This is a genomic window from Vibrio sp. UCD-FRSSP16_30, assembly GCF_001676025.1.
Classification (GTDB): domain Bacteria; phylum Pseudomonadota; class Gammaproteobacteria; order Enterobacterales; family Vibrionaceae; genus Vibrio.
The window spans coordinates 1-1,387 of sequence record NZ_LZFW01000040.1 but is presented as its reverse complement, the minus strand read 5'-3'; the positions used below and the strand labels follow the sequence as shown (position 1 = coordinate 1,387).

Annotated in this window: 1 protein-coding gene; it reads left to right on the top strand. The window is 51.4% G+C overall.

Going from position 1 to position 1,387, the window contains the following annotated elements; all coding sequences use genetic code 11:
• A partial coding sequence (locus tag A9260_RS12495; protein WP_197485291.1) for a VCBS domain-containing protein occupies positions 1 to 1,387 on the top strand: 1,387 nt, incomplete at both ends.

The window sequence follows — 1,387 nt, the reverse complement described above, 5'->3', positions numbered from 1 at the left end:
GGACGCTTCGCACGCCGTGCAGTCTTCGCCTTTGGCAGTGACTGTGGATACCGAGGTGACGGCAACTGATGCAACAGACAGTGCGACTGAAGACCAAACCTCATTGGTGAATGGTCAGCTAACGCTATCTAGTGATACTGGCGGTGACGCGGTAGTGACGACGACGGGTGATATTGCTGGTCAGTATGGCACGTATCATTTAGAGGCTGATGGCAGTTATACCTACAATTTAGATAACACTAATGCCGATGTGCAAGCTCTGGCTGAAGGTGGCAAACCGGCTGTAGACACTGTCTCGTATAAAGTGATGGATGCGGCAGGCAACACGCATAAAGCGAACTTAGTCATCACCATTACGGGCACTAACGATAAGCCAATTTTGAGTGTGAACACCGCGTCAGTTGAAGCAGGTAGCTTAACTGAAACGGATGTTGATACTGATGATACGCACACCTTCCAGATTCTGGATGGTCAGCAAGGCAGCCAAAGCGTGCAGGGTCAATTTGGTGACTTGGTACTGGATGAGAAAACGGGCGCTTATACGTACAGCGCGCACGCTGGCGTGCAAGGCATGGGGTATGATGCTCAGACACAGCAATACCGTGGTCAAGAGTCGTTCCATGTTCAAGTGTCAGATAATCACGGTGGTGTGGATGATAAATACATCACTTTTGAAGTGCAGGGTACAGTCGCGGCACCGACAACCAGTGGTCAGCCAGGTCCGATCACAACCACGGTGGTTGCACCAACGAACCCAACTACTCAAGCGCCATTACCTCAAGTAACCGATACGCCGCCGACATTACCCCCACTTGCCCCAGTGCCAACTAACGCAGTGACGTTAGATTTAACCGATGGCAGTGATACCGGCAGCAGTCACAGTGATGATTTAACCTCATCACAAACGCCTATCATGTCAGGTACGACGGACATTCCATTCTCGGTGGTGACCATCAGCGAAAATGGTCAGGTCCTGGGTACGGCGACTTCGGATGCTCAGGGTATCTACAGCGTTCAATTAGCGACATTAACGGGCTCAGATGCGGGTATTGCGCACACGTTAACAGCACAAGCAGTTGCGCCGTCAAAGGACGCTTCGCACGCCGTGCAGTCTTCGCCTTTGGCAGTGACTGTGGATACCGAGGTGACGGCAACTGATGCAACAGACAGTGCGACTGAAGACCAAACCTCATTGGTGAATGGTCAGCTAACGCTATCTAGTGATACTGGCGGTGACGCGGTAGTGACGACGACGGGTGATATTGCTGGTCAGTATGGCACGTATCATTTAGAGGCTGATGGCAGTTATACCTACAATTTAGATAACACTAATGCCGATGTGCAAGCTCTGGCTGAAGGTGGCAAACCGGCTGTAGACACTGTCTCG